We start from the raw sequence: 25,227 nt of genomic DNA on the forward strand, positions 1-25,227 counted from the left end.
ATCCTAGACATTGCTTTTCATGGGCTTTACCCCATTTTCCATGGGCCGCATGCTCATTGGCATAAACACCGCCTATGGAATGCCGACAGATCATGAAGCGCAAGAACATTCTTTTCATCATGGCCGATCAAATGGCCGCGCCGATGCTGCCGTTCTACGGACCTTCCCCGATCAAATTGCCGAACCTGAGCCGCCTGGCTGCACAGGGCGTGGTGTTTGACGCCGCCTACTGCAACAGCCCGTTGTGCGCGCCTTCGCGTTTCACCCTGGTCAGCGGCCAGTTGCCGAGCAAGATTGGCGCCTACGACAACGCCGCCGACTTCCCCGCCGATGTACCGACTTATGCCCACTACCTGCGCCGCCTCGGCTACCGCACGGCGCTGTCGGGCAAGATGCATTTCTGCGGGCCGGATCAGTTGCACGGTTATGAAGAACGCCTGACCAGCGACATCTACCCCGCCGACTATGGCTGGGCGGTGAACTGGGATGAGCCGGATGTGCGCCCCACCTGGTACCACAACATGTCCTCGGTGCTGCAAGCCGGGCCGTGCGTGCGCACCAATCAGCTGGATTTCGACGAAGAGGTGGTGTTCAAGGCCCAGCAATACCTGTTCGACCATATCCGTGAAGACGGCAACCAGCCGTTCTGCCTCACCGTGTCGATGACGCACCCGCACGACCCGTACACCATTCCCAAGCCGTTCTGGGACCTGTATGACGACAACGACATCCCAATGCCGGCAACCCCCGCGCAAGGCGATCTCGACCCGCACTCCCAGCGCCTGCTCAAGGTGTACGACCTGTGGGGCAAGCCGCTGCCTGTGGACAAGATCCGCGATGCGCGCCGCGCGTATTTCGGTGCGTGCAGCTATATCGACAGCAACGTCGGCAAACTCCTGCAAACCCTTGAGGACACCGGCCTGGCCGAGGACACGATCATCATCTTTTCCGGCGACCACGGCGACATGCTCGGCGAGCGTGGCCTCTGGTACAAAATGCACTGGTTCGAAATGGCCGCCCGCGTACCCCTGCTGGTGAGTGCGCCAGGCCAGTTTGCGGCGGGCCGCGTAGGTAAAGCCGTGTCCACCGCCGACCTGCTGCCCACCCTGGTGGAACTGGCCGGTGGCGAATTGGACCCACGCCTGGCGCTGGACGGCCGCTCGCTGGTCCCGCACTTGCACGGGAAGGGCGGGCACGACGAAGTGTTTGGCGAATACATGGCCGAAGGCACCATCAGCCCGCTGATGATGATTCGGCGCGGCGCCTGCAAATTCATCTACAGCGAAGACGACCCTTGTCTACTGTTCGATGTACACAACGACCCGCACGAGCGGGAAGACCTCAGCCAGTCGCCGGAACACCGGCCACTGTTCGAGGCGTTTTTGACTGAAGCGCGGGCCAAATGGGACATCCCGGCGATCCACCAGCAGGTGCTCGCCAGCCAACGCCGTCGCCGCCTGGTGTTCGAGGCGCTGACCCAAGGCAAGCTCAAGAGCTGGGATCACCAGCCACTGGTAGACGCCAGTCAGCAGTACATGCGCAACCATATCGACCTCGACGACCTGGAGCGCAAGGCACGTTATCCACAACCCTGCCAAAACCAATAAATAAACAGAGGGAAGGCCATGCAAAAGTTAACGGTGATACTCGGAGTCTTGGCGTTGAGCAGCGCCAATGTTTACGCAGACACCAGCTGTGACACGGTGAAGATGGCCGATCCAGGCTGGAGCGATATCGCCGCCACCAATGCCATCACCGGTTTTCTGTTGAACGGCATGGGCTACAAGGCCAAGGTCGACACCCTGGCAGTGCCGATCACGTTTGGCGGGCTCAAGGATGGCCAGGTGGATGTGTTCCTGGGCAACTGGATGCCGGCGCAGCAGGGTTTCTACGACAAGTTCGTGGCCAATGGCGATGTGGTGCAACTGGCGAAAAACCTCGACGGCACCGAGTTCACCCTTGCCGTGCCGGACTATGTGTGGGATGCCGGTGTGCATGATTTTGCCGACCTGAACAAATTTGCCGACAAGTTCGACAAGAAGATCTACGGCATCGGCTCCGGCGCACCGGCGAACATTTCGCTGCAGGAGATCATCAAGAAGAACGACTTCGACCTGGGCCAGTGGAAGCTGATCGAGTCGAGCGAGCAGGCGATGCTGGCCGAAGTGTCGCGGGCGGTGAAGAAGCAGAAGTTCGTGACCTTCCTCGGCTGGACGCCGCACCCGATGAACGTGCAGTTGAAGATGCACTACCTCAAAGGCGGCGAGAAGTATTTTGGTGACACCGGCAGCGTGTATACCTTGACCCGCAAGGGTTATGCACAGGCCTGTCCGAACGTAGGAAAGTTGCTGACCAACCTGAATTTTACCCAGGAGATGGAGAACAGCATCATGGCCCAGGTGGTGAACAACAAGGTCAGCAATGCCGAGGCGGCGAAGGCGTGGATCAAGGCTAACCCGGCGGTGTTGGACAAGTGGCTCGACGGGGTAAAAACCGTGGATGGCAAGGATGCGCTGGCCGCAGTAAAAGCCAAACTCTAAGGTCTGATGCAATCCGAATGTGGGAGCGGGCTTGCTCGCGAATGCGGTATGTCAGTTGATAGATTCATTGGCTGAACCACCGCATTCGCGAGCAAGCCCGCTCCCACAGGGACCAATGTGTACTGATATTCTGGCTCAAACCTTCCAACCCGAGCTCACGATGCCCCGGCCCAACCGCCACACTCTCTTCCCCTTCCTCGCCTGGCTGCCGCGCCAAACCCGCGCCAGCGTCGGCCGGGATGCGATCGTCGGGCTCAGCGGCGCTGTGCTCGCCTTGCCGCAGTCGATTGCCTACGCGCTGATCGCCGGGCTCCCACCCGAATACGGCCTGTATGCCGCCATCATCCCAGTGTTGATAGCCTGCCTGTGGGGTTCCTCCTGGCACCTGATCTGCGGGCCGACAGCGGCGATCTCCATCGTTCTGTACGCCAGCGTCAGTCCGCTGGCCGTGCCTGGCTCGCAGGACTACATCACGTTGATCCTGTTGCTTACATTCCTGGCCGGTGTTTTCCAGTGGTTGCTGGGCATGCTGCGCTTCGGCGCGCTGGTGAATTTCGTCTCGCATTCGGTCGTGCTGGGTTTCACTCTGGGCGCCGCCGTGGTGATTGCCTTGGGGCAGTTGCCCAACGTGCTGGGGCTGGATTTACCCAGTCAGGCCACGGCGATTAATAGCTTGCTGGCACTGGTGGACCATGCCGGGGAATGGGACCACGCCTCACTGGCGCTGGGCCTGGGCACCTTGCTGGTGGGCGCGCTGCTCAAATACCGGGCCCCGCGTTGGCCGACGCTGTTGATCGCCCTGGCGCTGGGCAGCCTGGTGGCGTGGCTGTGGCCGGCGATGTTCGGGCATGTGACGCGGGTGAGTTCGTTTATCGGCAAACTGCCGCCGTTCAGCCCGCTGCCGATGGACCTGGACATGCTGCTGCGCCTGCTGCCCAGCGCCGTGGCGGTGGGCATGCTCGGGCTGGTCACCAGCCTGTCGATTGCGCGCTCGTTGTCGGCGCGTTCGCAGCAATTGCTCGACGCTAATCAGGAAGTTCGTGCGCAGGGTTTATCCAACATCGTCGGTGGCTTTTTCTCCGGGTACTTGTCGGCCGGCTCCTTTACCCGCTCCGGCCTGAGCTATGAAGCGGGCGCCTGCTCGCCGCTGGCGGGCGTGTTTTCCGCGCTCTGGGTGGCAGTGTTTGCGTTATTTGGCGCGGCGTTGATCGCGCACATCCCGATCCCGAGCATGGCCGCAAGCATCCTGCTGATTTGCTGGGGCCTGGTGGATCATCGTGGCATTCGCGCGCTGTTCCGCGTCAGCCGCGCCGAGTTTGTGGTGATGAGCCTGACGTGCGTCGCGACCTTGCTGCTGGAGCTGCAAACGGCGATTTACGCGGGGGTGTTGGCGTCGTTGTTTTTCTACCTCAAGCGCACTTCGCAGCCGCGGGTTCAGCAATGGCGTGACGGTGATGAGGACGTGTTGCGGGTGGGCGGCTCAATCTTTTTCGGCGCCAGCCATTACCTGCAAGTGCGCCTGCAAAGCTTGCAGGGCGAGCGGGTGGTGATCGAGGCGCAGCAGATTAATTTTATCGACTATTCCGGGGTGGAGATGCTGCACCAGGAGGCACGGCGGTTGGTGGGTGTGGGGCGCAGCCTGACGTTGCGCCAGGCCAGGCCGCAGGTCGTGGAAGAATTAAAGAAATTGGAAGGGGCCGACAACTGCCCCATCCATTTCGAAGACTGAATGCGGTTAAAACTGTGGGAGCTGGCTTGCCTGCTCCCACATTAGATCTTCACAAGGCTGGAATCAGTTGGCCGCCAGTTGCCGCCGCAACTCAGCCAACACAGGTGCCGACTCCGGCCGCACGCCGCGCCACAGGAAGAAGGCTTCTGCGGCCTGCTCCACCAACATGCCCAAACCGTCCATCGCCACCGCCGCGCCTTGCTCGGTAGCCCAGCGACAGAACGCGGTCGGCTCCTTGGCGTACATCATGTCGTAGCAAAAGGTCTTGCCCGGTTCGATCAGGCTGCCCGCTATTGGCGGTACATCGCCTGACAGGCTGGCGGACGTGGCATTGATGATCACGTCCACCGGCTCACGCAGCCAATCGAAACCGCTGGCCGACACCGGTCCCAAATCGTCGAACAACTCGGCAAGCAGTTCGGCTTTTTCCACGGTGCGGTTGGCGATGATCAGCGACGCAGGCTGCTCAGCCAGCAATGGCTCCAACGCCCCGCGTACCGCACCACCGGCGCCCAGCAGCAGGATGCGCTTGCCTTGCAGGCTCAGCCCGGCATTCACCGTGAGGTCGCGCACCAGGCCGGCGCCGTCGGTGTTGTCGCCCAGCAAGGTGCCGTCGCCCAACTTGCTCAAGGTGTTCACAGCGCCTGCGCGCTGGGCGCGTTCGGTCAAGCTGTTGGCCAGGCGGTAGGCGTCTTCCTTGAACGGCACGGTGACGTTGGCGCCACGACCTTGTGCAAAGAACTCACGGGCACAGCCGGTGAAATCCTCCAGCGGCGCGAGCAAGGTGCTGTAGTCCAGTTGCTCGCCGGTCTGCTCGGCGAACATACGGTGAATCAACGGCGATTTGCTGTGGCCGATGGGGTTGCCGAACACCACATAACGGTCCATCAAACAGCCGCCTTGGGCGCAGCAAGGCCCAGCCAGTCGCGGTCTTGCAGGTAGTAATCGGTGAGGCGCGCTTCTTCGCTGCCGGCTTCGGCTTTCCAGTCGTAGCTCCAGCGTACTTGCGGCGGCAGCGACATCAGGATCGACTCGGTACGCCCGCCTGATTGCAGGCCGAACAGGGTGCCACGGTCGTAGACCAGGTTGAATTCGACGTAGCGGCCGCGACGAAACTCCTGGAACTGGCGCTGCTGCTCGGAGTAAGCCATGGCCTTGCGGCGCTGCACGATCGGCAGGTAGGCGTCGATGTAGGCATCGCCGATGGCGCGGATGAAGGCGAAGCAGGTGTCGAAGCCCCACTCGTTCAAATCATCGAAGAACAAGCCGCCGATGCCGCGCGGTTCATTGCGGTGCTTGATATGGAAGTAGGTGTCGCACCAGGCCTTGTAGCGCGAGTACACGTCCGCGCCAAACGGCGCACAGGCCTGCTCGGCCACGCGGTGCCAGTGGACGCAGTCTTCTTCATTGCCGTAGTAGGGCGTGAGGTCGAAGCCGCCACCGAACCACCACACCGGCTCTTCGCCGTCTTTTTCGGCGATGAAAAAACGCACGTTGGCGTGGGACGTTGGCACGTGCGGGTTGTGCGGGTGGATGACCAGCGACACGCCGAGGGCTTCAAAGCCACGGCCAGCCAGCTCCGGGCGATGCGCACTGGCTGACGGCGGCAGGCCGCTGCCGAATACGTGGGAAAAGTTGACGCCGCCCTTTTCGATCACCGAACCGTTTTCGATCACACGGGTACGACCGCCGCCGCCGGCAGGCCGGGTCCAGGCGTCTTCGATAAAGCGAGTGTCCGTCTCGAAGGTTTCCAGGGCGCTGCAAATGCGGTCTTGCAGGTCGAGCAGGTAGGCCTTTACAGCCTCGGTGCGGGTAGTCATGGCATCACCTTGAATCGGGCAAAGCTACGCGAGGCCATCGGGCGTCGGCGGCAAATGGGCGCACAGGATACCACTGCGCTTACTTCCCTCTGCCATCCCTCTGCACTTGAGTGCGCCGCAGTTGACGAAGATCAAGGTTAGGAGTGGGATAGGGGGCTACGCGATTCGACCTCAGGAGAAGTGCAGATGGCCAAACGTATCCAGTTCAGCGCCCATGGCGGCCCCGAAGTGCTTGAGTATGTGGACTACACCCCGGCAGAACCTGGACCCCAGCAGGTGCGTGTGCGTAACGAGGCCATCGGCCTGAACTTCATCGACACCTATTTCCGCAGTGGCCTGTATGCGCCGCCCGCGCTGCCATCGGGCCTTGGCGCAGAAGGTGCTGGCGTGGTGGATGCGGTTGGCAGCGAGGTCACGCAGTTCAAGGTCGGCGACCGCGTGGCCTACGGCAGTGGCCCACTGGGCGCGTACAGCGAGCTGCACGTGCTGCCTGCCGCCAACCTGGTGCATTTGCCGGACGCTATCAGCTTCGAACAGGCTGCCGGCGCGATGCTCAAGGGCCTGACCGTGCAGTACCTGTTGCGCCAGACCTACGAGTTGAAGGGCGGCGAAACCATCTTGTTCCACGCCGCTGCCGGTGGTGTGGGCTCCCTAGCCTGCCAATGGGCCAAGGCCCTGGGTGTGAAGCTGATCGGCACCGTGAGTTCGCCGGAAAAAGCCGCCCTGGCCAAGTCCCTTGGCGCCTGGGAAACCATCGACTACAGCAAGGAAAACGTCGCACAGCGCGTACTGGAATTGACCGACGGCAAAAAAGTGCCGGTGGTGTACGACGGCGTCGGCAAAGACACCTGGCTGACCTCACTGGACAGCGTGGCGCCGCGTGGTTTGGTGGTGAGTTTCGGCAATGCGTCAGGCGCGGTGGATGGCGTGAACCTGGGGATTCTGGCGGCGAAGGGCTCGCTGTATGTCACTCGGCCCACCTTGGCGACCTACGCCAGTAACCCGAAAGACTTGCAGGCGATGGCTGATGATCTGTTCGCGATGATCAAGAGCGGCAAGGTGCGTATTGATATCAACCAGCGGTTTGCGCTGGCGGATGCGGCGAAGGCGCAGACGGAGTTGTCGGGGCGCAGGACGACCGGGTCGACCATTTTGCTGCCATAAGTCTCTAAGATCTTCCGCGTTTGCAAGGGCCCCATCGCGGGCAAGCCCGCTCCCACATTTGGAATGCATTCCCCTGTGGGAGCCGGGCTTGCCCGCGATGGCCGCGCCTCGGTCTCAAGAAGGCCGCACTACCTCACCCGTCGCCAAATCACGAATCAGGCTCGGGTTCTTGCGCCCACCCAGGGCACCACCCAGCACCAAATCCACTTGGCCACGGAAATACTGCTCCACACGAAGCCGCGTGCGCGCCGCCGGGCGACCTTGCGGGTTGGCTGAGGTAGAGATCAACGGCCCCACCTGCGCGCATAAATCCCTCACCAACGGATGATCGCTGACCCGCAGCGCCACGGTGTCATGCACACCGGTCACCCATTCCGGCAGCATGCCCTGATGCGGCACCAGCCAGGTATTCGGCCCGGGCCAGGTGCTGGCCATGCGGTCGATCCAGGTGTCCGGGAAGTCTTCGAATAGAAAATCGAACTGACGGATATTGTCCGCCACCAGAATCAGCCCCTTGTCGACCGAGCGATTCTTGATCGCCAGCAGCCGGTCTACCGCGTCTTCATTCCACGGGTCGCAGCCCAGGCCCCAGACCGCTTCGGTCGGATAGGCAATCACCGCGCCTGCGCGAATTTCTCGTGCGGCTTCCAGCACACGCCACCTGTTGACCATTGCTCACTCTCCGGACTAAAGCTCTGCGCAGTTTACCGATGTTCTTTGCAAAAACTAATTACATAAGCGGGCCGCGCGCAAGCCAGCGCCCGCTTTCGCAGATCACCAGGCCCTCAAGTTCAAGCTCGGTAAGCGCCGCCAGTGTGTGGGCCAAAGGCCGCCCGCTGGCAACCGCCAAAGCCTCGCTGGTGAGGGGCGCCGCGTGCAACAGCGCCACCAACGGATGGGTAACAGGCATCGGCGCCGGGCAGGACAACGCCTGCCAGCCGCGCAAGCCGTCCAGGATGTGCTCGATGGACTCCACCAGGGTCGCGCCATCGCGAATCAACTGATGGCAGCCCTTGGCGCCCGGATGATGAATGGAGCCCGGAATCGCATACACCTCACGCCCTTGCTCGGCCGCAAGCTTGGCAGTGATCAGCGAACCGCTGGCCATGCTGGCTTCCACCACCAGCACCCCCAACGACAGGCCGCTGATGATCCGGTTGCGCCGTGGGAAGTTGGCGGCCTGGGGCGCGGCGTCCAGCGGGAACTCGGAAACCACCGCGCTGCCCTGGGCAATCATCGCCGCTGCGAGCTGACGGTGGCGTTGTGGATAAAAATTTTCGAGGCCGGTGCCGAGCACGCCGATTGTCTGCCCCCCGACATCTAATGCCGCTTGGTGCGCAGCACCGTCGATGCCCAAGGCCAAGCCACTGGTGATGACAAAACCGGCGCTCGCCAGGCTGCGCGAAAAGGCGGCGGCAGTGTCCATCCCAGGGCGTGATGCACGGCGACTGCCAACCATGGCCAACTGCGGTTTTTCGAGGATTTTCGGCTCGCCGGCGACGAATAACAACGGCGGTGCATCGTCGATCTGCGCCAGCAACGCAGGGTACTCAGGCTGGTCCCACATCAGCAAATGCTGGGCCGGGCGCTCCAACCATGCGAGCGCAGCACTGGCGCCATCGCGGATTTCAGGGCTGCGCCTGGCATCGGCGCTAACGGCTGGCAACCCAAGGGAACGCCAGGCACTCGCCGGTGCACTGATGGCCCTGGAGGCAGAACCAAATGCCTCGATCAATACACGAAAACGCTTGGGACCCAGTTCCGGCAGCCTGTGCAAGCGTAGTCGGGCTTCCAGTTCAGCAGGGGAAATTTCAGGGCTGTTTGTCGGATACATTTGATCGTCCTTGATCTGAACAAGCTGTGGATAACTCTGTTGGTAACTTATTTAGCAGGCTATTTATTGCGTTTGTCGGGCAGTCTCGAATCGATCCATTACCGCCAGCGAACGTGAGGCTCTGAGCACCAGGCCATAACTGAGTTTTTCGTAGGTGCGAAACACCAGCAGCGTGCCAGCGTACTCATCGGGAAGTTGGGCCGGGGCGCCAGAGAGGCTGTCGCGAACGCTCACGCCGGTCTTGATCACCGTGAGCAGGTGGCCTTCAGCCAGACCGTCACGGCGGCCCTTGTTCAAAGTCACGGCATCCATTACGCCGATCTGGGAGACACCCTTGGGAATATCGATAATGTGCCCCTCGATGAAAGGCGCAGGCTGCCGATTGGCCCATTCGACGGGCGGTTCGGCACGCAGCAAGCGGTCGCCCGGGCGCACTTCCTGGGTGACCCGTTGCACGGCCAGGGTGCTGAGGTCGCCCGCCAATACAAAGCGTGCGCTGCCGATGGCGTCGGCATTGATGCCCAGCAACTCCTGGGTTTGCGGGTCGGTGTAGGTTTTGCCGCGACGAAAGATCCCATAGTCCGGCTGGGTCGGGTCGAGGTCACCGCGGGCATACACGCGCTCACCGTTGGCGCCCAGGACTCTTCCTGCGTCGGCGGCAACAATGTAAGGCGCGTTGTCCAGGTCCTGGGGCGTATCGAAAATGCGGTTGTGCGACAAAAAGTGGCGGATAGCCTGTTGCGTGGCCTGTTCCAGGCGCGGGCCGGGCTGGGGAACCAGGGCCATGGCGAGCGGCGCCCACAACAGCAAGACGAGTAGCGATTTCCTCATGGGGTCAATCTCCTTTATTATGTGCGTTCGCGTGAAATGCCACAGCCTTCGCGGCTTTCGAGCCTTTCACACCGGCGGTCTGGGTCCATCCCAACGCCGATTTGCCTCTACCTCACATGTGCAGCAATTACGCTTATGGCTATTTTGAACATCCTCGAATTTCCCGACTCGCGCCTGCGCACGATCGCCAAACCGGTGGCCGTAGTGGACGACAAGGTTCGTCAGTTGGTCGATGACATGTTTGAAACAATGTATGAAGCCCCGGGCATTGGCCTCGCCGCCACCCAGGTCAACGTGCATCAGCGTGTCGTGGTCATGGACCTGTCGGAAGATCGCAGCGAGCCGCGGGTGTTTATCAACCCCGAGTTCGAACCGCTGACCGAAGAGATGGGCGAATACCAGGAAGGCTGCCTGTCGGTGCCGGAGTTCTACGAGAACGTCGAACGCCCGCTGCGCGTGAAGATCAAGGCCCTGGACCGTGACGGCAAGCCCTACGAACTGATCGCCGAAGGCCTGCTGGCAGTGTGCATCCAGCATGAATGCGACCACCTCAACGGCAAGCTGTTTGTTGATTACCTGTCCACGCTTAAACGCGACCGGATCAAGAAGAAGCTGGAAAAAAAGCATCGCCAGCAAGCTTGATGCCCTTCTTCCAAAGGCTTGCTGCGGCAAGCCTTTTTCTTTTGTGACTGTTTTTTACCGAGAACTCCCATGACCGAGCCACTGCGCATTGTTTTTGCCGGCACTCCCGAATTTGCTGCCGAACACCTCAAGGCGCTGCTTGCCAGCCCTTATGACATCGTGGCGGTGTACACCCAGCCGGATCGCCCGGCTGGTCGCGGGCAAAAACTGATGCCAAGCCCGGTCAAGCAGCTGGCGCTTGAGCACAACATCTGCGTGCTGCAACCGCCAACCCTGCGCAACGCCGATGCCCAGGCGGAACTGGCGGCGTTGAAGCCGGATTTGCTGGTGGTGGTGGCTTACGGTTTGATCCTGCCCCAGGCCGTGCTGGATATTCCACGCCTGGGCTGCATCAACAGCCACGCGTCGTTGCTGCCACGCTGGCGCGGTGCGGCGCCGATCCAGCGCGCCGTGCAAGCCGGTGACCTTGAAAGCGGCGTGACCGTGATGCGCATGGAGGCGGGTCTGGATACCGGCCCGATGCTGCTCAAGGTTGCCACGCCGATCACGGGCGAAGACACCGGCGGCAGCCTGCACGACCGCTTGGCCGAGCTTGGCCCACCTGCCGTTATCCAGGCCATCGCTGGCCTGGCGGCCGGTACGCTGGAAGGCGAAGTGCAGGACGACAGCCTCGCCACCTACGCGCACAAATTGAACAAAGACGAAGCCCGCATCGACTGGAGCCGCCCGGCCGTGGAGCTGGAGCGCCTGGTGCGCGCCTTCAACCCTTGGCCGATCTGCCACAGCACCCTCAATGGCGAAGCCTTGAAAGTGTTGGCCGCCACCTTGGCGGATGGCAAAGGTGCTCCGGGTGAAATCATCGGCGCCAGCAAGGACGGCCTGTTGGTCGCCTGCGGTGAACAGGCGCTGTGCCTGACCCGCCTGCAATTGCCCGGCGGCAAGGCACTGAACTTCGGCGACCTGTTCAATAGCCGTCGTGAGAAATTTGCCTTGGGCACGGTTCTCGGGGCGGTCGCTCAATGAACCCGCGTCTGGCCGCCGCCAAGGCGCTTGCTGCTGTACTCAACGGCAAGGCTTCGCTGAACAGTTCGCTGCCTACGCAAATGGACAAGGTTGAAGACCGTGATCGCGGTTTCACCCAGGACCTGGCCTTTGGCACCGCCCGCTGGCAGCCGCGCTTGTCGGCGCTGGCGGCCAAGCTGCTGCAAAAGCCATTCAAAGCGGCTGATGCCGATGTAGAAGCGCTGCTGCTGGTGGGCCTCTATCAGTTGCTCTACACCCGCGTGCCCGCGCATGCCGCCATCGGGGAAACCGTCGGTTGCGCCGACAAGCTGAAAAAACCGTGGGCCAAGGCCTTGCTCAATGCCGTACTGCGCCGTGCCCAGCGTGAAAGCGAAGCGCTGCTGGCCGAGCTGGAACACGACCCGGTGGTGCGCACGGCTCACCCGCGCTGGCTGCAAAAATCCCTGAAAGCCTTCTGGCCTGAGCAATGGGAAGCCATTTGCGCCGCCAACAATGCGCACCCGCCGATGATTTTGCGGGTCAACCGTCGCCATCACAGCCGTGATGCCTACCTGCAATTGCTGGCCGATGCCGGCATCAGCGCCACGCCGTGTGTGTACAGCGTCGACGGCATTGTGCTGGAAACCGCCACCGACGTGCGCAGCCTGCCAGGCTTTGCCGAGGGCTGGATCAGCGTGCAGGACGAAGCCGCACAACTGGCCGCCGACCTGCTCGACCTGGCCCCCGGCCAACGCGTGCTGGACGCCTGCTGCGCGCCGGGCGGTAAGACGTGTCACATTCTGGAAGTCGAAAAAGACCTTGCCGGTATAGTCGCCGTCGACCTGGAAGCCAAGCGCCTTGTGCGCGTGCGTGAAAACCTCGCGCGCCTGGGCTTGAGCGCCGAGCTGATCGCCGCCGACGGCCGCGACACCGCCACCTGGTGGGACGGCAAACCGTTCCAGCGCATCCTGCTCGACGCGCCATGTTCCGCCACGGGCGTGATCCGCCGTCATCCGGATATCAAGCTCACCCGCCAACCCGACGACATCGCCGCCCTGGCCGTGCTGCAAGGCGAACTGCTCGATGCCCTGTGGCCAACCCTGGAAGTCGGCGGCATCCTGCTCTACGCCACGTGCTCCACGCTGCCGACAGAAAACACCGAGGTGATCCAAGCCTTCCTCGCCCGTACCAGTGGCGCGCGGGAACTGGACCTCGCCACGACGGCCGGGATCAAGCAGCCCCATGGCCGCCAGTTGCTCGCGCAGGAAGGCGGACACGATGGCTTCTACTACGCCAAACTGATCAAGATTGCTGCCGCGCGCAGCTAATGGGTTTAAGGGAGTGACCGGATGAAGATCATCATCCTTGGTGCAGGGCAGGTCGGCGGCACGCTGGCCGAACATTTGGCCAGCGAAGCCAATGACATCACCGTGGTCGACACCGACAGCGAGCGCCTGCGCAACCTGGGCGACCGCCTGGACATCCGCACCGTGCAAGGCCGTGCGTCATTCCCGACCGTGCTGCGCCAGGCCGGTGCCGACGATGCCGATATGCTGGTGGCGGTGACCAACAGTGACGAGACCAACATGGTCGCCTGCCAGGTCGCCCATACCCTGTTCCATACACCCACCAAGATCGCCCGCGTGCGCGAAGCCGCCTACCTGACCCGTGCCGGCCTGTTCGACAACGATGCGATTCCGGTGGACGTGCTGATCAGCCCCGAACAGGTGGTGACCCATTACATCAAGCGCCTGATCGAAATTCCCGGCGCCTTGCAGGTCATCGACTTTGCCGAAGGCAAGGCGCAACTGGTGGCGGTGAAGGCGTATTACGGCGGGCCGCTGGTGGGCCAACAACTGCGTCAACTGCGCGAACACATGCCGAATGTGGAAACCCGCGTGGCGGCGATTTTCCGTCGCGACCGGCCGATCCTGCCCCAGGGCGATACAGTGATCGAAGCCGACGACGAAGTGTTTTTCATCGCAGCCAAAGCGAATATTCGTGCGGTGATGAGCGAAATGCGTCGGCTCGATGAGAGCTACAAACGCATCGTCATCGCTGGCGGCGGGCAGATCGGCGAGCGCCTGGCCGAGGCCATCGAAAGCCGTTACCAGGTGAAGATCATCGAGATGAACCCGGCACGTTGCCGGCATTTATCCGACACCCTCGACAGCACCGTGGTCCTGCAAGGCAGCGCCTCGGACCGCGACCTGCTGATGGAAGAAAACATCGCCGACGCCGATATCTTCCTGGCCCTGACCAACGATGACGAGGCCAACATCATGTCCTCGTTGCTGGCCAAACGGCTGGGGGCGAAGAAGGTGATGACCATCATCAACAACCCGGCCTATGTCGACCTGATCCAGGGCGGCGATATCGACATCGCCATCAGCCCGCAACTGGCCACCATCGGCACCTTGCTGGCCCACGTGCGCCGTGGCGATATCGTCAGCGTGCACTCCCTGCGCCGGGGCGCGGCGGAAGCCATCGAGGCGATTGCCCATGGTGATTCAAAGTCGAGCAAGGTGATCGGCAAGGCCATCCGCGATATCGGCCTGCCGCCGGGCACCACCATTGGTGCGATTATTCGTGATGAAGAAGTGATCATCGCCCATGACGATACGGTGATCGCCACGGGTGACCATGTGATTTTGTTCCTTGTGGATAAAAAGCATATTCGCGATGTGGAGAAACTGTTTCACGTGGGGCTGAGCTTTTTCTAGGCAGCCACAACAGCCTTCTTTCACTCAAGGTGACAATAAATGCTCGAATCCCTGGAAAAAATGCTCGCCAAGGGTGTGGATAATTCATTGCTGCGCTTTGGCTTGGGCAAGGGTTATCTGGACGTGAAAGACAACGCCAAGGCGGCCGAGCATTTGCAGAAATGCGTCGAGTTCGACCCGAAGTATTCGGCGGCGTGGAAGCTGTTGGGCAAGGCTCAGCAAGGGCAGGGTGATAACGCTGCAGCACGGTTAGCTTGGGAAAAGGGCATAGAAGCAGCCCTGGCACATGGCGACAAACAGGCCGAAAAAGAGATGGCGGTGTTCCTGAAGAAACTCGACCGCCTGGCCTGAATTGATCCCTGTGGGAGCTGGCTTGCCTGCGATAGCATCACCTCGGTAAGGCTGAAAAACCGAGTTTTATGATCGATGATCGTTCCCACGCTCTGCGTGGGAATGCAGCCCTGGGCGCTCTGCGCCTGCCCTTAAAACCGTGACGCGGAGCGTCACAGGCGGCGTTCCCACGCGGAGCGTGGGAACGATCACGTGGTCAGTACCAGCGATCTTCACCCGGCGGGCGTTTCTTGAAGCGCTTCATGCTCCACATGTACTGGCTCGGGTAGGCGCCGACATAACGCTCCACCACCTTGCTCATCGCCGCGCAGGACGTGGCGGTGTCGGTGCTGTACATATCTTCCGGCGCCGCTTCCAGAATCACTTTGTAACCCGAACCGTCCGGCAGCCGCAGCGCATGCAGGAACACGCCGACAGCCTTGTGGCCAGCCAGCATATTCGGCACAAACTTGCTGGTCAGCGCCTGGGTGGCGAAAAACGGCACAAAGATGCCCGCAGATTCCGCCGGCTCAGGGTCCGCGGGAATGCCCACCTGGCCGCCTTTGCGCACTTCCTTGATCACGCTGAGGATGCCTTCCTTGGTAGACGCCGCCACGCGGTTACCCAGTTGCACGCGCTGCTTTTGCAGCAACTCATCCACCGCCTTGAGCTTGGGCGGGCGGTAGAAAATGATCGGTTTGCACTGGTTGCAATAGAAGTGGTTCAACACCTCCCAGTTGCCCAGGTGGCTGGTGATGCCGACCACGCCTTTGCCTGAGGCCAATGCCTCATGCAGCACTTGGAGGCCTTCGACTTCGCGCACCAGGTCGATGGAACGCTGCGCCGGCCAGATCCAGGCGCAGGCGCTTTCGGTCAGCGACTTGCCGATGTCCATCAGGCTCTGGCCCACCAGACGCTCGCGGGCGGCCGGGTCCATGTCCGGGAAGCATTTGGAGAGGTTGATCCGCACCGTGTCGCGGGAGCGGTTGGGGGTTTTCCACATGATCCAGCCAATCGCCGTGCCGACGGCCTGAACAGCGCGCCAGGGCAGCAGGGCAAACAACCGAAGAGCGCCTACCAGCAAGGCGCCTTTAAACTTTTCCACAGGTCACTCCTGATCGTGTGTGGTGCGCAAAGCGGGCATTCTAACCGGCGTTGGCCAAGTCCGCGTAACGGTCGCAGTCCTGAGTGTGGTCCATGACCATCCCGGAGGCCTGCATGAACGCGTAGCAGATGGTCGGGCCGACGAAGGTGAAACCGGCTTTTTTCAACGCTTTACTCATGGCTTCAGCTTCGGGGGTAATCGCCGGGACTTGGCTGCGATCGGTAAAGTGATTGACCTTGGGCACGCCGCCGACAAACGACCAGAGCAAGCCCACCGGGTCCTCCAGCGCCAGCCAGGCGGCGGCGTTGCGGCGAGTGGCGTTGAGCTTGAGGCGATTGCGCACGATGCCGGGGTCGAGCATCAGCGCTTCGATTTCAGCCTCGGTCAGCCTGGCCAAACGCTGCGCATCAAAGCCGAACAAGACCTTTCGATAATGCTCGCGTTTGCGTAAAACGGTGATCCAGGACAGGCCCGCCTGGAACCCTTCGAGCAAAAGTAACTCGAACAAGCCCTGCGCATCGCGCAGCGGCGTTCCCCACTCCTGATCGTGATAAGCCATGTACAGCGGATCTTCAGAACACCAAAAGCAGCGTGGCATAAGGCTCCAGGGAGTGGTGGCGGGGCCGAATCGGGTATACTCCCGCTCTTTAAATCGCAGCCCAAGTAACAGGTGAATTTCGTGAGCCAGCCTACGCCAGCCGTGCGTACCTTCCAAGACTTGATCCTCGCCCTCCAGCAATACTGGGCCGAGCAAGGTTGTGTGGTACTTCAGCCCTACGATATGGAAGTAGGCGCCGGCACTTTCCACACCGCAACATTTCTGCGGGCCATCGGCCCGGAAACCTGGAACGCCGCTTATGTGCAGCCCAGTCGTCGCCCGACTGACGGCCGCTACGGCGAAAACCCGAACCGTCTGCAGCACTACTACCAGTTCCAGGTGGTATTGAAGCCGAACCCGGATAACTTCCAGGAGCTGTACCTGGGCTCGCTGAAACATGTCGGCCTGGACCCTCTGGTGCACGACATCCGTTTCGTCGAAGACAACTGGGAATCGCCAACTTTGGGCGCCTGGGGCCTGGGCTGGGAAGTCTGGCTCAATGGCATGGAAGTGACGCAGTTCACCTACTTCCAGCAAGCCGGCGGCATCGAGTGCTACCCGGTGACCGGCGAGATCACCTACGGTCTCGAGCGCCTGGCCATGTACCTGCAAGGCGTGGATTCGGTTTACGACCTGGTGTGGGCTGACGGCCCGTTCGGCAAAGTCACCTACGGCGACGTGTTCCACCAGAACGAAGTGGAGCAGTCCACTTACAACTTCGAACACGCCAACGTCGACAAACTGTTCGAACTGTTCGACTTCTATGAAAGCGAAGCCAAGCGCCTGATCGAACTCGACCAGCCGCTGCCGTTGCCGAGCTATGAAATGGTGTTGAAGGCGTCCCATACCTTCAACCTGCTGGACGCCCGCCGTGCCATCTCGGTAACTGCGCGCCAGCAATACATCCTGCGTGTACGCACCCTGGCGCGTTCCGTCGCCCAAGCCTACCTGTTGGCTCGCGCCAAGCTGGGCTTCCCGATGGCAACCCCAGACCTGCGTGATGAAGTGTTGGCTAAGCTGGAGGCTGCACAATGAGTGCTCAAGATTTCCTGGTTGAGCTGGGCACCGAAGAGTTGCCACCCAAGGCACTCAACACCTTGGCCGATGCGTTCCTGGCCGGTATCGAAAAAGGCCTGCACAGCGCCGGCCTGAAATTCGCTGCGAAAAAAGTCTACGCCGCGCCACGTCGCCTGGCGGTGCTGCTGACCGCGCTGGAAACCCAGCAGCCGGACCGCAGCATCAACCTCGACGGCCCACCGCGCCAGGCAGCTTTCGACGCTGAAGGCAATCCGACTCAAGCAGCCCTTGGTTTCGCCAAGAAGTGTGGCGTCGAGCTGAGCGAGATCGACCAGAGCGGCCCGAAACTGCGTTTCAGCCAGGTCATTACCGGCAAGCCAACGGCGAGCCTGTTGCCGACTATCGTTGAAGACTCGCTGAACGACCTGCCGATCCCCAAGCGCATGCGCTGGGGTGCGCGCAAGGAAGAGTTCGTGCGCCCAACTCAGTGGCTGGTGATGTTGCTCGGTGACCACGTCATCGATTGCAGCATCCTCGCCCAGAAGGCTGGCCGTGATTCCCGTGGTCACCGCTTTCATCACCCAGAAGCCGTGCGCATCACCTCGCCGGCCAACTACGCCGCCGACCTGCGTGGTGCTTACGTGCTGGCCGATGCCAACGAGCGTCGCGAGCTGATCAGCAAGCGCACCGAAGAGCTGGCCCGCCTGCAGGAAGGCACTGCCATCGTGCCGCCAAGCCTGCTCGACGAAGTGACCGCGCTGGTTGAATGGCCGGTGCCGCTGGTGTGCTCGTTCGAAGAGCGTTTCCTCGACGTGCCGCAAGAAGCCCTGATCACCACCATGCAGGACAACCAGAAGTATTTCTGCCTGCTGGATGTGGACGGTAAGTTGCTGCCGCGTTTTATCACCGTGGCCAACATCGAAAGCAAAGACCCGCAGCAGATCATCGCCGGTAACGAGAAAGTCGTGCGCCCGCGTCTGACTGACGCCGAGTTCTTCTTCAAGCAAGACAAGAAGCAGAAGCTCGAAGACTTCAACCTGCGCCTGCAAAACGTGGTGTTCCAGGAAAAGCTCGGCAGCGTCTACGACAAGGCCGTGCGCGTTTCCAAGCTGGCTGCCTACATTGCCCCACGCATTGGCGGTGATGCTGCCTGGGCAGCCCGCGCCGGCTTGCTGTCCAAGTGCGACCTGGCCACCGAAATGGTCGGCGAGTTCCCGGAGATGCAAGGCGTCGCCGGTTACTACTACGCCCTCAACGACGGCGAGCCGGACGATGTGGCCCTGGCACTGAACGAGCAGTACATGCCGCGCGGTGCTGGCGCTGAGCTGCCAAGCACCCTGACCGGTGCGGCCGTGGCCATCGCCGACAAGCTGGACACCCTCGTCGGTATCTTCGGTATCGGCATGTTGCCTACCGGCAGCAAAGACCCGTATGCCCTGCGCCGTGCGGCCTTGGGCGTGCTGCGTATCCTGATCGACAAAAAGCTCGACCTCGACCTGACCCAGGCCGTGGTGTTCGCTGTCGGCCAGTTTGGCACCAAGGTCAAGCAAGCCGGCCTGGCCGAGCAAGTGCTGGAGTTTGTATTCGACCGCCTGCGTGCGCGTTACGAAGACGAAGGCGTGGACGTGTCCGTCTACCTGTCGGTACGTGCCCTGCAACCGGGTTCGGCACTGGACTTTGACCAGCGCGTCCAGGCCGTACAAGCCTTCCGCAAGCTGCCGGAGGCCGATGCCCTGGCCGCCGTGAACAAGCGTGTGTCGAACCTGCTGAGCAAGGCCGACAACCTCGGCAATGTCGAAGTCGACCCTGGTCTGTTTGCCGATGCCAAGGAGTTCTCGCTGAACTCGGCCATCGCCAAAGCGGAAAACGCCGTGAAGCCGCTGCTCGCCGAACGCAACTACGCCGAAGCACTGGCGCGCCTGGCCACCTTGCGTGAGCCGGTGGATGCGTTCTTTGAAGCGGTGATGATCAATGCCGAGGATGCGGGCGTGCGGAAAAACCGCTACGCCATGCTGGCGCGTTTGCGCGGCCTGTTCATCAACATCGCTGATATTTCCGTACTGGGCTGATCATGTTGAAACTGCTGATTCTCGATCGGGACGGAGTGATCAATTACGACTCCGACGCTTACATCAAGTCGGTGGCGGAGTGGATTCCACTGCCCGGCTCGATCGAGGCCATCGCGCAGTTGAGCAAAGCCGGCTGGACGGTGGCCATCGCCACCAACCAGTCCGGCATCGCCCGCGGTTATTACGACATCGCCACCCTGGACGCCATGCATGCGCGCTTGCGCACGCTGGTGGCCGAGCAGGGCGGTGAGGTGGGGCTGGTGGTGTACTGCCCCCACGGGCCGGATGAGGGCTGCGATTGCCGCAAACCCAAACCCGGCATGTTGAAAACCATTTCAGAACATTACAAGGTGCCGCTTGCTGGGCTATGGTTCGTCGGGGACAGCCTCGGTGACCTGGAGGCGGCCAAAGCCGTCGACTCTCAGCCAGTTTTGGTTAAAACCGGTAAAGGCGAAAAGACCCAGGCGAAAAACCTGCCGGTAGGCACTTTGATTTTTGACGATCTGGCGGCGGTTGCCGCAGAACTTATTAACAACTAGCCACCCTCGGCTTCCTGAACAAGGATTGCTCGGGAGTGCGCTTTTAGCAGGCGGGCCATGTCCCGCAACGGTAAATGCTGCCATGTCGATTTTGCAGGCCATCAGAACCTTCTTCTTTTACCTGCTGCTGGGCACCAGTTCGTTTCTGTGGTGCACCCTGAGCTTTTTTATCGCGCCGTTCCTGCCGTTCAAGGCGCGCTATCGTTTTATCAACGTCTATTGGTGCCGTTGTGCGTTGTGGCTGACCAAGGTATTCCTGGGCATTCGCTTCGAGATCAAGGGCGCTGAAAACGTCCCGGACCAGCCCTGCGTGATTCTGTCGAATCATCAGAGCACATGGGAAACATTCTTCCTTTCGGCGTACTTCTCGCCCCTGAGCCAGGTGCTTAAGCGTGAGCTGCTGTACGTGCCGTTCTTCGGCTGGGCAATGGCCATGCTGCGGCCGATCGCCATCGACCGTGACAACCCCAAGGCGGCGCTCAAGCACGTGGCCAAGAAGGGTGACGAGCTGCTCAAGGATGGTGTTTGGGTGCTCATCTTCCCGGAAGGTACGCGTGTGCCGTATGGCACTGTGGGCAAGTTCTCACGCGGTGGTACTGCATTGGCGGTCAACGCCCACCTGCCGGTGCTGCCGATTGCGCATAACGCCGGCAAGTTCTGGCCGAAGACCGGTTGGGCCAAACGCGAAGGTACGATCACCGTGATTATTGGCGAGCCCATGTACGCCGAAGGTGAGGGGCCACGTGCCATTGCCGCACTTAATGACCGCGCCCAAGCGTGGAATGAAGCGCAGCAACGCGCCATGGGTTCGCTGCCTCCGGAGCCGGTTGTAGTCGAGACACCAGCGATTTGAGGATCTGTGGATAACCTGTGTACGGTTTGTTGGCGAATTGACGTTTTTGCTTCATAACAAGCTGATTTACTTACATATTTCTCAAGCTCATAAAATCGCGAAAAACGTGCATAAGTTTTTTCAGCATAAAAAAACCGGTCCTTGTGACCGGTTTTTTATGCACAGTAAAAAAGTACGTTTTTCATTCGTCGAGCAGCGGCAATTGCAGGCTGAACGTCGAACCTTTACCCAGCTCGCTTTCACACAGAATGCGACCGCCATGGCGCTCCACCACGGCTTTGACCATGGTCAACCCCAACCCCAGGCCTTCACTGCCCTGAGCCGAGTCAAAGCGCCGGTATTGGCTGAACAACTCCGGTAAGTCCTCTGGCGCAATGCCAGGTCCTTGATCGCTGATGCGGCATTCCAGCCACCCTTGCGCGCTGCCGTGGCTCAACGTGACGGTGGTGCCGGAAGGGGAATACTTGATCGCATTTTCCAGCACGTTGAACAACGCTCGGGTCAGCAGCGATTGATCCGCGCAGACCATGCCTTCATCGGCCTCGTCCAGATCATGAACCAGGTGGATGCCTTTAAGTTGGGCGATGACCGCCACTTGATCGAAAGCATCCATAACCAGCATCGCGAACAGCGTGGGTTGAAACTGGTAGCCATCGGCCTCGGCTTTGGCCAGTTGCACGAAGGATTCAGTCAGGCTCAGCGCGCGCCGGACCTGTTGTTCGATCTGAACAAACACCGGCGACTCACCGTTATGCACGTCCAGCAGCGCCAGGATGGCCGAGTGGGGCGCACGCAAGTCATGGGACAAAAAACGCAGCATGGTTTCACGGTGCTGCTGGGCTTCGCGCTCCTTGCTCAGGTCAGTGAGACTCAGTAGCCAACCGAGGGCGACGTCACCTTCGGCCGGCAGCAAAGGGGCAAGCTCCATGCGCAGGCTACGCTGGTGGATGTCGCGAAACTCAACGAGTTCCAATGCTGAGAGAGCAGGGCGCACACCATTGTGCAGCGGCGGATAACCCAGATCGGCGAGTTGATCGAGCAGGTTTTGGTTGACCAACTCATTACTGAACACTTCACGCGCAATCCGGTTGGCCAGCAGGATGCTGCCTCTGGGGTCGGTAATCAGCGTGGCCACTGGCAGGCACTCCAGCCCGTCAGCCATAAACCGCCGGGTGTCGCGTGTACGGCTTACCGCTTGTTCCAGGGCAAAGATCCGCGCTTGCAGCACATCGCCCTTGCTCGCAGGCGCACGACGACGCTCTGGAAGCACCTTGGGTTCGTTATCCAGCCGCGCCAGCTCCCAGCCGAAGTAGGCAAGGATCACGCTGAGGCGCCGCCAATTCCAGATCAAATAACTGAGCAGCAAACCAATCAGGCACGCAGCGGGCGACCACCAGTGGCCCAGGCTCAGCAACACCCACGAAACGAACAATGCGCTCGCCATGCAGCCCAGGGTCATCCACAACGCGTAGCGTGGGCGATACAACAACAGGCCTAATAACAATGCTACCCAAGTAGTCGCCATCAAGGCCGACACCGCGCCGGGTAGATCAACAATGCTACGCCCTTGTAGCAGACCATTAAGGACGTTGGCCTGAATCTCCACACCCGCCGTGGTGCCGACCGTCGAGGAGAGCGGGGTGACGAAACGATCGCCCATGCCGGACGCGGTGGCGCCCACCAGAACCAGCCGGCCACGCAGCTGTTCCGGGGCGACCTCACCGCGCAGAACGCTGGCGTAAGAGACCGTAGGAAAACGGGTGTTGGCAGCGATGAACGGGATTCGAATGGCGTGCTCCCGATGCCAGGACGGGTTGATCGGCTCCTGGGGTTCGCCTGGCATCTCAGAGGCCTGGCCGCTCACCGCATAGGCCATCCATGCCAACTGCGGCGCGGTGTCACCGGGCGGGCCTTCACGCATAAACAGGCTGCGCACCACGCCATCACTGTCTGCTTCAACATTGATATGCCCGAGACCTTTAGCGCATTTGAGCAGCGGCAGCATTTGCGCGTCGGGCGCGCTGTAGCTGGCCGCTTCCTCACGCAGCAACGGCAATACCACGTTGCCGGCGTTGCACACAGCCGCTGTGAGGCGTTGATCATTGGCGGGGATACCGGGCTCACTGAAGATCACATCGAAGAGGATGGCCGCCGGTTGTGCGGCGCTCAGGCGGTTGATCAGGTCGGCATGCAAACTGCGCGGCCAGGGCCAGCGGCCCAGCTCTTTCAGACTGGGGTCGTCGATGGTCACCAGCAAGATTCGCGGGTCTACCGGCAAGGGCGCCAGGCGCCTGAGGCTGTCATACAGCGGGTTATTCAGCGCCAGGCCCGGGCTCAACGAGAGGTAAGCCGTCATCGGCAACAACAGCAAACCTATCCACAACCACTCGCGCACCAGGCCGTGGAACAAGCGCTGGGCATGGGTGGGCTGGCGTTTTTCGGCCTTGCGCCACAGCATCATTGGTCAACCACCGCTGGCCTGTGCCTGGGTGGCGGGTGGGTAATAGAAGATGTCATAAACCCCGGTTTCTCCCTCCAGGCCCCGCGCGTCATAGGCGGACAAACGCACGTGGTAAAACGATGCCTTGAGCCCAGTGAAGCGCATTTTCGGCTCACTGGAAAAGTATTCCTGCTTAATGTTCATAAAGGCTGAGTCGGTAGCCACTTGGGCACGATAGCGCTGTGCGCCAGGCAATGGCCGCAGGTACAGGCTCCAGACCGGCGACTGACCTTTCTGGCCGTCCTGCCCAATCAATACCGGCGCGGGCAAAAGCTCCACGGCCTTGAGTTCACCTTGTTGTTTGATCAGCAGACCTTGGCGTGCGCCCACCTTTACTTTGGCTGCGGCGCTGCCTTGCGCACGGCTAACCGCAACCTGGCCGTTGAGCACCTCCAGCACAGATTGCTCGCCGTCATTGCGCACACGAAAGTGCGTACCGCGCACACCGAGAACGCCGACGGGCGTCACGATCTGAAAACGGTCGTAGTCGCTGGCCCGCTTGATCACGTAGGTCTCGACTTGGCCCTGTTCCAGAATGACCTGGGGAATCGCCTGCTTTTGCAACCAGTGCAGGCGCACCTGTGAACTGGAAGGCAGCACCACGCGGGAACCATCACCCAGGCGCAGACTGACAAAAGCCGATGTCGACGTCTTCACGCCTTCTTGCTCATCAATGCTCATCCCTTCCAGCAGGGGCTGAGCCCGGCCTTTAGCGTCGAGCTTCCAGGCTTCACCCGTCAAATGCTGCACAACAGCCGGCAACGGTTGAGCACGGCACTGGAACGGCTCGTCAATATAAGCAGGGCGATAGGACGGGGCAGCCTGCGCAGTATCGATGGCCCAGGCCAGCAACGCGGGCAGGGCACAACATAATCGATAGGCAGAACAGGTCATGGTGCTCATCACCCGGGTAGTTTCAGACGGCATCTGACCTCAGCACGTACAGGTTTACGGCAGCGCATGTGTCGGCTGATCCTTTTCCTCAGGGGTAGGAGCCGGTATCTTTCGACTAGTAGGTACGAAAGACTTTAAACGGGTTTACGGCCCTTTGATATCAGCGTACCGATAGATCCTGTGAACAGTGAGTCTGCCCACAATTCTTCAGATTCAACCACAGGCATCTGCGCACTACCTACGCGATTGAACAGACCGTCGGCTGTCGTATTTTTTTGTAGAAAGGACCCACCCATGCGTGTCGCAATACTGGACGACGAACCCGCTGAATTGCGTCGGGTTGAACAGACGCTGCGACAGATCCCCAGCACCGCAGAGCAACCCTGGTCCCTGCATTTTTTCGAGCGCGGTGAAGACCTGCTGCGCCAACTGCGCCGCGAAACCTTTGACCTGTTGATACTCGACTGGCAACTGCCCGATATCACAGGCATCGCATTGCTGCGCTGGACCCGCGAGCACATGGACTCGCCCCCCGCGGTAATCATGTTGACCAGCCGCGATGCCGAGAGCGATATCGTCACCGCGCTCAACAGCGGGGCGGATGACTACGTCAGCAAACCGTTTCGGCCAAACGAGCTCAAGGCTCGGGTCAACGCCGTGCTACGCCGCCATGGGCTGCAAAAGCCTGCGACTAATGAAGTGCAGAGCTTCAACGACCTGACCTTTGATGATGCCGAGCTGACGGTGACGCGTGCGGGTAAGCCGATCAATCTCACTGAGCGTGAGTACCGCCTGGCCAGTTGCTTGTTCGCCAACCTGGCTCGGCCACTGTCTCGGGAATATTTATATGAGCGGTTTTGGAGCCATGAAGAAATGGTCTCCTCACGGCCACTGGATACGCATATTTATCGGCTGCGTAACAAGCTGGGGTTGACCGCCGACCGGGGTTGGCAGCTGCTGACCATCTACGGGTACGGCTATCGGTTGGAGAGTGTAGCGGCGGCTGCCCAAGGCTAAAAACAGTGATGTTCCACGTG

23 protein-coding genes are annotated in these 25,227 nt (G+C 60.9%); 14 read left to right on the top strand and 9 right to left on the bottom strand.

Annotated elements, in window-relative coordinates:
• Positions 1–92 precede the first annotated feature (92 nt).
• The 3 genes from betC to AOA59_RS15225 all read left to right on the top strand — a co-directional run bounded on the left by betC (position 93) and on the right by AOA59_RS15225 (position 4,269).
• Positions 93–1,607, top strand: coding sequence for a choline-sulfatase (gene betC, locus AOA59_RS15210; protein ID WP_099488142.1), 1,515 nt, complete (start codon positions 93–95; stop codon positions 1,605–1,607).
• An 18-nt stretch (positions 1,608–1,625) separates the two neighbouring features.
• Complete coding sequence (choX, locus tag AOA59_RS15215) at positions 1,626–2,540, top strand: choline ABC transporter substrate-binding protein (RefSeq protein ID WP_099488143.1); 915 nt, start codon at positions 1,626–1,628, stop codon at positions 2,538–2,540.
• Between the two features lie 160 nt (positions 2,541–2,700).
• A complete protein-coding gene (locus AOA59_RS15225) occupies positions 2,701–4,269 on the top strand; it encodes a SulP family inorganic anion transporter (RefSeq protein ID WP_099488145.1) in 1,569 nt (522 codons plus the stop codon).
• A 63-nt stretch (positions 4,270–4,332) separates the two neighbouring features.
• Here the strand turns inward: AOA59_RS15225 and aroE are convergent, their stop codons facing one another.
• Positions 4,333–5,157 (bottom strand): shikimate dehydrogenase, encoded by an 825-nt coding sequence (gene aroE / locus AOA59_RS15230; RefSeq protein ID WP_069785792.1) that lies wholly within the window; start codon positions 5,155–5,157, stop codon positions 4,333–4,335.
• Positions 5,157–6,089, bottom strand: coding sequence for an oxygen-dependent coproporphyrinogen oxidase (hemF, locus tag AOA59_RS15235; RefSeq protein ID WP_099488146.1), 933 nt, complete (start codon positions 6,087–6,089; stop codon positions 5,157–5,159). The genes aroE and hemF overlap by 1 nt, the downstream gene beginning before the upstream one ends.
• 186 nt (positions 6,090–6,275) lie before the next feature.
• Between hemF and AOA59_RS15240 the strand changes: the two genes are divergently transcribed.
• Positions 6,276–7,253 (top strand): NADPH:quinone reductase, encoded by a 978-nt coding sequence (locus AOA59_RS15240; protein WP_099488148.1) that lies wholly within the window; start codon positions 6,276–6,278, stop codon positions 7,251–7,253.
• Between the two features lie 114 nt (positions 7,254–7,367).
• On the opposite strand, the gene AOA59_RS15245 is transcribed toward AOA59_RS15240, so the two are convergent.
• From AOA59_RS15245 to AOA59_RS15255, 3 genes are all read right to left on the bottom strand, one after another.
• The gene (locus tag AOA59_RS15245) at positions 7,368–7,925 is read right to left on the bottom strand and encodes an L-threonylcarbamoyladenylate synthase (RefSeq protein WP_056860965.1); all 558 of its coding nucleotides are present in this window, start codon (positions 7,923–7,925) and stop codon (positions 7,368–7,370) included.
• A 58-nt stretch (positions 7,926–7,983) separates the two neighbouring features.
• Positions 7,984–9,087, bottom strand: coding sequence for a DNA-processing protein DprA (dprA, locus tag AOA59_RS15250; RefSeq protein ID WP_099488149.1), 1,104 nt, complete (start codon positions 9,085–9,087; stop codon positions 7,984–7,986).
• A gap of 63 nt (positions 9,088–9,150) precedes the next feature.
• Positions 9,151–9,918, bottom strand: a complete 768-nt coding sequence (locus AOA59_RS15255; RefSeq protein ID WP_099488151.1) for a peptidoglycan-binding protein — start codon at positions 9,916–9,918, stop codon at positions 9,151–9,153.
• Between the two features lie 135 nt (positions 9,919–10,053).
• Here AOA59_RS15255 and def point away from each other — a divergent pair, with 135 nt between their 5' ends.
• From def to AOA59_RS15280, 5 genes are all read left to right on the top strand, one after another.
• Entirely contained in the window at positions 10,054–10,560 is a 507-nt protein-coding gene (def, locus tag AOA59_RS15260) for a peptide deformylase (protein ID WP_017135146.1), read from the top strand.
• A gap of 69 nt (positions 10,561–10,629) precedes the next feature.
• Complete coding sequence (gene fmt / locus AOA59_RS15265) at positions 10,630–11,583, top strand: methionyl-tRNA formyltransferase (protein ID WP_065932009.1); 954 nt, start codon at positions 10,630–10,632, stop codon at positions 11,581–11,583.
• Positions 11,580–12,890: a 16S rRNA (cytosine(967)-C(5))-methyltransferase RsmB gene (gene rsmB, locus AOA59_RS15270; RefSeq protein ID WP_099488152.1), complete on the top strand. Its 1,311-nt coding sequence runs from the start codon at positions 11,580–11,582 to the stop codon at positions 12,888–12,890. The genes fmt and rsmB overlap by 4 nt, the downstream gene beginning before the upstream one ends.
• Positions 12,891–12,911: 21 nt before the next feature.
• The gene (gene trkA / locus AOA59_RS15275) at positions 12,912–14,285 is read left to right on the top strand and encodes a Trk system potassium transporter TrkA (protein ID WP_056860960.1); all 1,374 of its coding nucleotides are present in this window, start codon (positions 12,912–12,914) and stop codon (positions 14,283–14,285) included.
• Between the two features lie 39 nt (positions 14,286–14,324).
• Positions 14,325–14,636, top strand: a complete 312-nt coding sequence (locus AOA59_RS15280) for a lipopolysaccharide assembly protein LapB (protein WP_099488154.1) — start codon at positions 14,325–14,327, stop codon at positions 14,634–14,636.
• 196 nt (positions 14,637–14,832) lie between these two features.
• Here AOA59_RS15280 and AOA59_RS15285 read toward each other — a convergent pair whose 3' ends face one another.
• Together AOA59_RS15285 and AOA59_RS15290 are read right to left on the bottom strand one after the other, a co-directional pair.
• Positions 14,833–15,720 carry a lysophospholipid acyltransferase gene (locus tag AOA59_RS15285; protein ID WP_065932012.1) on the bottom strand — a complete coding sequence of 296 codons (888 nt, stop codon included), beginning with the start codon at positions 15,718–15,720 and terminating at the stop codon, positions 14,833–14,835.
• A 40-nt stretch (positions 15,721–15,760) separates the two neighbouring features.
• Complete coding sequence (locus AOA59_RS15290; RefSeq protein ID WP_065932013.1) at positions 15,761–16,318, bottom strand: DNA-3-methyladenine glycosylase I; 558 nt, start codon at positions 16,316–16,318, stop codon at positions 15,761–15,763.
• Between the two features lie 81 nt (positions 16,319–16,399).
• On the opposite strand from AOA59_RS15290, the gene glyQ reads away from it, so the two are divergent.
• The 4 genes from glyQ to AOA59_RS15310 all read left to right on the top strand — a co-directional run bounded on the left by glyQ (position 16,400) and on the right by AOA59_RS15310 (position 20,796).
• Complete coding sequence (gene glyQ, locus AOA59_RS15295; RefSeq protein WP_003187265.1) at positions 16,400–17,353, top strand: glycine--tRNA ligase subunit alpha; 954 nt, start codon at positions 16,400–16,402, stop codon at positions 17,351–17,353.
• Complete coding sequence (glyS, locus tag AOA59_RS15300; RefSeq protein WP_099488156.1) at positions 17,350–19,404, top strand: glycine--tRNA ligase subunit beta; 2,055 nt, start codon at positions 17,350–17,352, stop codon at positions 19,402–19,404. Before glyQ ends, glyS begins: the two co-directional genes overlap by 4 nt.
• Entirely contained in the window at positions 19,404–19,943 is a 540-nt protein-coding gene (gmhB, locus tag AOA59_RS15305; protein ID WP_170875881.1) for a D-glycero-beta-D-manno-heptose 1,7-bisphosphate 7-phosphatase, read from the top strand. The genes glyS and gmhB overlap by 1 nt, the downstream gene beginning before the upstream one ends.
• Before the next feature lie 82 nt (positions 19,944–20,025).
• Positions 20,026–20,796: a 1-acyl-sn-glycerol-3-phosphate acyltransferase gene (locus AOA59_RS15310; protein ID WP_056860956.1), complete on the top strand. Its 771-nt coding sequence runs from the start codon at positions 20,026–20,028 to the stop codon at positions 20,794–20,796.
• Positions 20,797–20,977: 181 nt separating this feature from the next.
• Here the strand turns inward: AOA59_RS15310 and AOA59_RS15315 are convergent, their stop codons facing one another.
• Complete coding sequence (locus AOA59_RS15315; RefSeq protein WP_099488157.1) at positions 20,978–23,257, bottom strand: CHASE2 domain-containing protein; 2,280 nt, start codon at positions 23,255–23,257, stop codon at positions 20,978–20,980.
• A gap of 3 nt (positions 23,258–23,260) precedes the next feature.
• Positions 23,261–24,190, bottom strand: coding sequence for a FecR domain-containing protein (locus AOA59_RS15320; RefSeq protein WP_256593058.1), 930 nt, complete (start codon positions 24,188–24,190; stop codon positions 23,261–23,263).
• A gap of 294 nt (positions 24,191–24,484) precedes the next feature.
• On the opposite strand from AOA59_RS15320, the gene AOA59_RS15325 reads away from it, so the two are divergent.
• Positions 24,485–25,207, top strand: coding sequence for a response regulator transcription factor (locus AOA59_RS15325; RefSeq protein WP_056860953.1), 723 nt, complete (start codon positions 24,485–24,487; stop codon positions 25,205–25,207).
• Positions 25,208–25,227 lie beyond the last annotated feature (20 nt).

Source organism: Pseudomonas sp. 2822-15 (genome assembly GCF_002742515.1).
Classification (GTDB): domain Bacteria; phylum Pseudomonadota; class Gammaproteobacteria; order Pseudomonadales; family Pseudomonadaceae; genus Aquipseudomonas; species Aquipseudomonas salomonii.